Raw genomic sequence first — 8,356 nt, forward strand, 5'->3', positions numbered from 1 at the left:
AGCAGCAGCCGGTAGGTCTGGCCAACCTGACGAAGGCGCAGCAACCCGCCTACCTGGCCGTAGTCCTGAAGGCGCTCGGTGAGCTTGTCGCCGGTGAGTTGTCGGCTGCGCCCGCTCCATTGGGCACCGAAGGTTTCGCCTTCGAGCTCGATGTCGATCGTCGTGCTGTGTTCGGGCAGGGCCAGTGCGGCGCGTTCGGCCGGGGTGAGCGCCAGGACACCAGCCTCGAGCAGCTGGTGGGTGATTCGCTTCTCAATCATCTTGCATCGCGGGGGTTCCGAGTGTCTGGGCACCGACGGGAGTCAGCACGAGGGTCTGGTAGGGATTGCGGGCGCTCTCGCGCTGAACAGTTCGACGCTCGATGAGCCCCTTCGCCAAGAGATTGGCAAGTGCTTCGTCCCACCGCTTCTCACCGTTTCGGACGTGGCGCAGGGCACCGAATTGCGGACAACTGAGCACACCTTGGCCGAGCGGTCGTCCCTCGCCGAGGGAGTCCTTGCCGAGCACCGCTGCACGCAAGCTGGTTTCCCCATATGAGCCGCGCCGGTATGCCGACGCCCAGGCCACCGCTTGCAACACCGTCAGCTCGGCATTGACCAGCAGTTCAGGATCGGCTACCAGGTGGTCGGCCAAACCCGACCATGGGGCCGCCTGCGCACTGCAGACATCGCAAGCCATGACGTCGCGACCGGCACAGTAGACCTCCTCGTCACCGAAATGCCTGCCGATAATGACCCGGCGGCAGTCCGATTCGCTTGTGGCGTAGTCGATCATGGTTTGGAGGCGACGCTGTTGCCACCACGTCCAGCGCGTTGACTCCTTGAGAAGCGTGTCGGCGGGCGCGACCCGCTTGAGCAGCCGCACGCGGCGAAGTCGCCGCGAGCTGAAAAATGTGACGAGGCGGTCCAGCGACCACTCGATGAGTTGCTGCTCCAGCTTGTCCGGGTCATAACCGTGTTGCTCGTGCAGCTGCTGAAAGTCGAGCTGCATCCGCACATTAGGACGGGCTCGGTGGTGCTGGTAGAAAAGTTCGCGGAAAAGGCGCCGCTCTTCCTCCCGCTCTGGTTCGCGGCGACCGACTTCGACCGTCCCGCGCGCCGAGCAATCGAGGCCCTGTTCCAGCGCGCCCACTCGCTCTAGCTGGGCCAGTTGAACATTGAGCTCGTCGTCGTCGATTTTCAGGGAATCGGCCATGTCGTCGACGTCGAAAACCCTACTGTCCCCGCGCTCGGGGCACTCCCACAGCGTCGTGAGCAACCGCTGCGCCAGCGCCGCGTCGGCTTTCGCGTTGTGGGATTGGACGAGCCGCCGGCGCCGGGCGATGTCGCCTTTCGTGTACAGCAGCAGGCACTCGCCGGTGAGATCGCGCTGTCGGGCGGCCCGGCCCGCTTCTTGGGCGTAGCCGTCGAGTGAGTCGGGCAGGTCGTAGTGGACGACCCAGCCGATGTTCGGTTTGTTGATGCCCATGCCGAACGCTTTTGTCGCGACGATGATGCGGGCGGTGTCTGAGTCGAAGTCCTCTTGGACTGCGTCGCGTTGCTCGGGGACCATCCCGGCGTGATAGGGCCTTGCGGCATGACCGGCACGGCGCAGCAGCGAGGCGATCTCCTCGGCCAGCGCCCGCCGTGTCACGTACACGATGCCCGGGTTGCTTCCGGACCAGGTCACGAACCGCAGCAGCTCGCGGACTCGCTCTCGGTCGTTGGCGCACTCGGTCACCCGGAACCGGAGGTTCGGCCGGTCGCTCGGTTCGCGCACCGTCGTAGGGTCGCGCATGTCCATCGATGCTGTGATGTCCCTCTCGACCTCAGAGGTAGCCGTCGCCGTCAGACCGGCGCGTGGCGGTCGGGTGGCGAATGTGGCAACCGAGGCCGGCACTTGACGGAACTCTGGCCGAAAGTCATGGCCCCACACCGAGATACAGTGCGCCTCGTCGACCACCACCCGGTTGAGCTGCTGGCGCCCCAACGCGCCGCGCAGCACGGGGTCGCGTGCGAGCCGCTCCGGCGAGACGTACAGAAGCCGCACCCGGCCGTCGGCGGTGTCGCGAAGTATTTCGGTCTGCACCACCCGTGAGGTGGCCCCGGTGATGCCCTGGACCGGGCGAATGCCGCGACGCCCGCGCAGGTCGTTGATCTGATCGTTGATCAGTGCGACCAACGGTGACACGACGACGGTGGCCCGCGCCTCGGGTGCCAGCAGCGCGGGCAGTTGGAAGCACACCGATTTGCCGAAGCCCGTCGGGAGCACGGCGAGGAAATCCTTGCCTTCGACGAATGCCCGCATCACCTCCAGCTGCTTGGGGTGCAGTTCGGTTATCCCGAAAAGCTTTTCGGCGGCTTCGTCAAATTTGGCCGTCGGATCCTCGCCGGGTATGAGGCGCAGGCTTTCGAGTAGTTGCGTGACATCATCGCGACCGAAGGTGATTGCCGTGGACAGGTCGGGCGCCGAACCGGTGACGAACTCTATCGCGCGAGTCCAGGCGTCATCTCGATCGGCCGCTTCGTGGATCTCGGGATTCGGCAGGGAATCGAGGATGACCCGCTGTGCCTGTGTCGGCGAATGTAGCCGCCGGTCGCACACCAGTGCGGCACCGCGATCGGTCTCGGAGCGGATTAACCGGCCGAAGCCCTGCGCGAACTGCATCGCCGTCATCGGCAGCACGTAGTCCAAGAACGGGTCGTCGCCGCGGTCGGCGATCGCGCGCTGCCGGGCGGAGATCAGCGGGTCGTCGGGATGAGGATAGGGCGGCTTCTCGATGAACAGATACGACAAGGTCTCCCCGGGAGCGTCGAAACCCTCCCAGTACGAGCGCAATCCGTACAGGACCGTGCCGGGCTCGTCGCGGAACCTGCGCTGGATTTGCGAACGGCCCTGATCGCCTTGGACAAGCAACTCGACCCCTCGCTGCGCCAGTTCGGCGGCCCGGATCCGGACGCCCGCGGCGACGGCCTCCATGCGGGTTCGCGCCGCGAAGAGGGTGAGCGTCTTGCCGCCCGAAAGAGACAGAAACCCGGTCTGGTCCGCGGCCATCTCTTCACAGAATTCGCGCTCGTTCACCGGGATGGGAACCGGGAGGTGGTTGGTCAGAATTACCAAGGATTGCTTGGAGTAGTCGAACGGCGACGGAAGCCGCAGACCTCGGAAGCCTGCACCGTCCGGGTCGGCAGCGATGCCGATGCCCAGCCGCGATGCGATGAAGTCGAACCGGTGTTGCACCGTCAGGGTCGCCGAACAGAGGACCGTCGAGTGTGTGCGGTCGACAACCAACTGCTCGAATTCGGGAAACACATGGACGGGGATGCGCTCGTAGGTCCAGGCCGCGGGATCGTCCTCTTCGGCGGCGAGGCGGTACACCCATAAGTGGCCGTCCGGTAGCTCGCGCATGGTGTCGAGGAGTTCGATTGCCGCGTCGAGTCGTTCGGAGTAACCCCGCAATCGCCGCCGCGCCGAACCCGTCCCGTTGACACCGGCGAGGGATTGACTCAGCGCTGTAACCGCTTTGGCGAGCTGGATCAGCCAATATCGTACCGCCGTGGCCGCCTGACGCAGCACCCGGAATTCCGGTCGGCTGTTAACGACACCGGTGCGCAGCACCACGGAGTCCGACTTGCCGGCGTACTCGTGGAGGTAGGTTTCGATCGCCTGGGCAAGTTCTGCGCCCGACGAACGCACTTGCGTACTGCTCGTCGTGATGGCCTGACTCGCTTCGGTGAACGACGTGTCCGTGCCCGCGCGCGATCGGATGCCCCGCATCAGTTTCGAGCGGGGCGATAGGCTGTTGACTAGGATGTCGAGTTCGAGGGCGTCGACCCGCTCGGTCCACGCGGCCGTCAAGCTGTCCTCGAGCCCATGCGCCTCGTCGAACACGAGGTCCGCGCGGGACTCGGTGAGAACGTCACCTGGGGCATGGTCGGTCTTCACCCAGCTGGCGATGAGCGCGTGGTTCACCGACACCACACCTGGTGCCTTGTCGAGACCGTTGAGCTGCTGGGTCATGGGACAAACCTGTGCCCAAACGCATTTCGTCCGATCGCAACCGCCGGCGTTGGTGCGTAGCCGCGCCCGGGTGCGCGCATAGCGGGTGTCCCGACGGCGGATGACGTCGTCGGTGACGTCGTCCCAGGTGCCCGTTGGGGATGCGGCGATGGCACGCAGCGCGACGGCCAGGGCGAGCGGGGAGGATTCGCGGTCGGACAGCGCATCTTCGAGCTCGCGCGTGCACACGTAGTTGGCGACGCCTTGGATCTGACGAAACGGGGCCCCCAGCAGCCCGTCGTCGTGCAGACGTGTTGCCTCGACGCGCAATTGGCCCTGCAGCGTCTTGGTCGCGGTCGCGATGACGACCGGTTGACCCGGTCGCGAGGCGCGTCCGATCGCCGGCAGCAGGTAGGCCAGCGATTTGCCGGTCCCGGTCGGAGCCTCGACCGCGAGGCGTCCCCCATGATCGAATACGTCGGCGACGGCGCGCGCCATCTCCTGTTGCGCTTCGCGCGGCCGGAGTTGATGCCGGGTTTGCAGGACCGCGAAGGCGTCGCGCGCGGCCGAGAACGCATCGGCAGCCGGCGAACCCGACGGGATCAGCAGCGGATCTGGCGGGCGAGTCAACATGGACAGATCGGGGGTTGCGGTGAGCTGGGGCAGCAACGACATGAGCGGATGATCGAAGGCCTCGAGGACACCGATGGCGAGCTGCCAGCTGGGCTCGTTCACGTCGATCGCGTCCAGCATCGCCCGAACGACCCCGGCCGTCGCGGTCGCGTCCGCCAGGGCGCGGTGGGGCTCCTGGTGGACGATGTTGAATTGGTGCGTCAGATCCGCCAGGGACCGGTTGGGCATCGCTACGTCGACAAGGGTTGCGAGATGCAGGCTGTCGACACACGACGGAAGGTGCGGTGGATCGACGCCGGCGCGCTGGGCTGCCTTCTCGAGGAACGGCCGGTCGAATTCCAGCAGATTGTGGCCGATCACCAGGTCGATCTCGGCCAGGTGTGCCTCGAGTAATCGCAGCGCGTCGTCGAGGGGGAATTCCGCGCCGAAACTCTCGTTCGGCCGCGCCACACCGGCTGGCAATTGGACCATGATGTTCGCAAGTGGCGTGCCGTCTAACCCAACCAAAGCGAGTTCGCAGACGAAGTCTGCGGCAGAGTCGAGCCCGGTGGTCTCGATGTCGAGGACCGCGATGCGGTCGGCCGCGGCGCGGCGAAGCTTGGTGGGCCGGTACCAGTCGGTGTCATGGTGAGTGTCTGCCGATTCGGCACCGGTCACGGCGGGGGCGGCGGACGCGACAGACAGCAGACCATCGGCGGTCAGATCGAAGCGCTGCGGAAAGCGATCGGGGAGTTGAGAGAGGCTCTCGATCGACTTTGCGAAGCCCTGCGAGCGTAGAGCCGCCTTTAGATCTGCCGCGGACAGCGGTCCGTGCTCCGCAAGAATCCGGTAGGCGGCCTCGATCGCCGGGGGCAGCGGCTCTTGAGAAGTCATCGGCGGCACGCCTATGGGTCCACGTATCCACGTTGAAAGTCCAGTGGCAGCACCGCTCCGGAGTCGTTAGCGGGGCGGACCGGACTGCGAACTAAGCTATGCAACCTCGCGGACATGCAGGATCTCCCGTGGACGCCTTGGCCGTATGTCGTCACCCGCTAACGTGACTACCGCGATCGTGCTGCCGTCCGCGGCAGTGAATTCGACTTCGTAGCCGCCCGCCGCGTACCGGCCGACAACGGCACCGACATCCCCAGCGAGAAGAGATTTCTCGGGAAGGTCCCGCGTCAGCACAACCACATCGTGTTCTGCATACATCGCTCGACTCCTTAGCTCGGGTAGGCCGTAACCAGTCGTGGCACGTCGCCTGGTCCATCGCTGATCCATACGGTACGCAACGCCACCATCCGACCGCATGGTGATTCCACGACCCCGTCGACGACCATTTTGAGGCCGTAGGAAGTCTCACCAACTTCGATGACCTCGCCATTCCGGGCGATATGTGCCAGATCATCGCAAGGCGAGTCCATTTCTCGGCGCTGTATCCGAGGGACACGAAATAGGCGGCCTTCGCACCTCCGACAGGATGAGCCGTCGCGAGAAGGTAGTCGACGATCTTGCGTTGGTCGATGTGCGCTTCGCTCCAGCGGGTCACGGTGCACCTACCGTGCTGGGACACCAGGCATCCACAGCGGCCGAGCCGGTGCAATGCCAGCGCATCCGCACCGGAAGATGTTGACAAAGATGCATTCTCGTAGTCATTGGGCCCCCGCGGAATCGGCTGTGCTCGCCGTCAAAAATGGGCTCGGTTGGCCGTGCCAGGTGACGAGCAGTTCCTCCCGGGCCCGGGTGCACGCCACGAACAGCAGGCACCGTTCGCGTTCCAGGTCTTGCTCGTGGGTCTGCCTGTCTTCGTCGATCGGTGTGACGGCGTTCGCCGCCGGCACGAACTTGGCGCCGACCCCGGCGACGCCCACGCAGCGAAACTCCAGACCTTTCATGCGGTGCATGGTTCCGACGTGGACGGCGTCGTCTTTGGTCGACGCTTTCGCGAGGTCGACGGTCTTGATGCCCATGGCCTTCAAAGCGTCGGCCACTTTGGAGCCGAACCACTTGGCCCGCACCGCGATTCCGATCTCGGAAGGGGCGACGCCGCTGTTGATCCACTCGTTGACCGTTGAGGCGATGAACCGCGTCTCGGCGTCGAGCTTGTCGAAGCCCTGCAGTCTCGGCGGGGCGCCGTGGACGTAGGATCGGCAGCCGGCGATGGAGTCAAGACCACCCTCCATGTCGTCGATGCGTTCGCCGCGGAGCAGCCCGAGACTCCAGCCGAGGATCTCCGCGGTGGTTCGGTAGTTCAGGTTCAGCCGTGTCGACCGGCCGGCGATGTTGATCCCGACGTCGCGAAGGCTCACCCGGTTGTTGTAGATGCGTTGATGGGTATCCCCGGCGATGAAGATGTCGTCGGGGGCTTCGGCGACCGCGGCCCGCAGCAGCCGCCACTGGTCGGGGCTGAGGTCTTGGGCCTCGTCGATCACGATGTGGCGGTACGGCTTGGTGGTGTCGGCCTCCAACAGGGCGGTGGCCTCCCGCCGGATGGTTTCGTGGGTCCATGCGCCGAGTTGGGTCAGCGCCTGCTCGAACTCCCACATCGCCTGCCACACTTGGGCCCGCTGCCGCGAGCCCAGCGCCCGACCCCGGCCGGTTCTCTTGGCGGAGAGGTAGGCCGCGGCGGTGCCGATGCGACGGGCCAGCACGACATGCCGCCATTCCTCGGCCAAGAACACGTCGGTGAAGGGCAATCCCAGCTTGTCGATGATGCTGAGCCACAGTCCCTTATCGTCGTCGGCGTTCAGCAGGTTCGGGGGACCGTGCTTGCGGCGAAAGATCCGGTGCGCCAACCGGTCTACGTTGGACACCTCGATCCGTTCGTCGACCTCGTCGTCATCGACGATCATGTCCAGGCCAGAGCGCAGGGTGTCGGTCAGTGTGGAGGTGAAGGTGGTGACCAAGACGCGGCCTTCATTCCGTTTGGCGAGCACGTGCGCCCGGTGCAGCACCACCACGGTCTTGCCGGTGCCCGGGCCGCCGGTCACCCGGGCCGGTCCCTTGTATGACGCGTCGACGACGGCACGTTGGGTGGGGTGGAGGTAGACCCGCCACGTCGCGAACGGGTAGGCGAAGACGTTCATGAGTTCTTCGGGACCGTTGACGAGCACGACGCGGTCGCGGCTGCGTAGCACCGCCGCGTCCAGGTCCTCGGTGTCCACCGGTTCGTTCAGTATCTGAGCGCCGAGATCGGCCCACACCTCGTCAGGGGTGAATCCGGCTGCCAGGCCGCACAATACGTCCCACTGTGTCTCGGGCAGAGCCGATTTGGCCTCATCGAGCTGTCCGGGGTTCGTCAGTGCGCGCGCGAAAGCTCGTGTCTTGTGGTCGATGCCGAGCCGGGTCAGGTCGGCGTCACTGATCTTGTCGAATAACCGCGATTCGGCCTTCTCGGCGGCCTTGGCCAGCTGGGGCAGCGCGCGGTCGATGGCCTCTTCGTCACGGATTTCGATGCCGCCGGTGGCGGTGTTCACCGAGACGTTGCTGCGCTGCGCCCACGCGTAGGCGTCGTCATGCGGCAGCACCTTGAGCAGGGTGTAGACGTCACCGGCTTCCGGGGCCAGGATTATGCCGCGCCACGACTGGTCGATGCGGATCGAGCGGAACCGGGGGTTGCGGGCGTTGTTGATCTTTTCCAAATGCAGGCCGGTGTGAGTGGCGGTGTCGAACTCGTCGAAGACCTCGGTCACCCGTTTGGCGACGGGCTTCTCGAGCTTGACCAGGTCTGCGAGGAATCCTTTGTCGATGGCTAGTGTGGGCATTT

The 8,356-nt window shown here is 65.4% G+C and carries 4 protein-coding genes and 1 pseudogene; all 5 read right to left on the minus strand.

Features of this window, described 5'->3' with window-relative positions; translation table 11 throughout:
• Nucleotides 1-252: 252 nt before the first annotated feature.
• The 5 genes and pseudogenes from MKAN_RS18270 to MKAN_RS18285 all read right to left on the minus strand — a co-directional run bounded on the left by MKAN_RS18270 (nucleotide 253) and on the right by MKAN_RS18285 (nucleotide 8,354).
• Complete coding sequence (locus tag MKAN_RS18270; RefSeq protein WP_036395281.1) at nucleotides 253-5,484, minus strand: RecQ family ATP-dependent DNA helicase; 5,232 nt, start codon at nucleotides 5,482-5,484, stop codon at nucleotides 253-255.
• Between the two features lie 96 nt (nucleotides 5,485-5,580).
• A complete protein-coding gene (locus MKAN_RS18275) occupies nucleotides 5,581-5,802 on the minus strand; it encodes a DUF4926 domain-containing protein (RefSeq protein ID WP_023370734.1) in 222 nt (73 codons plus the stop codon).
• A gap of 11 nt (nucleotides 5,803-5,813) precedes the next feature.
• Nucleotides 5,814-6,014, minus strand: coding sequence for a DUF6883 domain-containing protein (locus MKAN_RS33060; protein WP_023370736.1), 201 nt, complete (start codon nucleotides 6,012-6,014; stop codon nucleotides 5,814-5,816).
• A 44-nt stretch (nucleotides 6,015-6,058) separates the two neighbouring features.
• Nucleotides 6,059-6,163: pseudogene (locus MKAN_RS33065) on the minus strand (hypothetical protein); the annotation flags it as partial.
• Between the two features lie 79 nt (nucleotides 6,164-6,242).
• Complete coding sequence (locus MKAN_RS18285; protein WP_023370738.1) at nucleotides 6,243-8,354, minus strand: UvrD-helicase domain-containing protein; 2,112 nt, start codon at nucleotides 8,352-8,354, stop codon at nucleotides 6,243-6,245.
• Between the last annotated feature and the right edge of the window lie 2 nt (nucleotides 8,355-8,356).

The organism is Mycobacterium kansasii ATCC 12478 (assembly GCF_000157895.3).
GTDB classification, from domain to species: domain Bacteria; phylum Actinomycetota; class Actinomycetes; order Mycobacteriales; family Mycobacteriaceae; genus Mycobacterium; species Mycobacterium kansasii.

Excerpts from the sequence above, each read along its gene's own strand:
- MKAN_RS33060 (WP_023370736.1), bottom strand. The coding sequence starts at position 6,014 with ATGGACTCGCCTTGCGATGATCTGGCACATATCGCCCGGAATGGCGAG.
- MKAN_RS18270 (WP_036395281.1), bottom strand. The coding sequence starts at position 5,484 with ATGACTTCTCAAGAGCCGCTGCCCCCGGCGATCGAGGCCGCCTACCGG.
- MKAN_RS18275 (WP_023370734.1), bottom strand. The coding sequence starts at position 5,802 with ATGTATGCAGAACACGATGTGGTTGTGCTGACGCGGGACCTTCCCGAG.
- MKAN_RS18285 (WP_023370738.1), bottom strand. The coding sequence starts at position 8,354 with ATGCCCACACTAGCCATCGACAAAGGATTCCTCGCAGACCTGGTCAAG.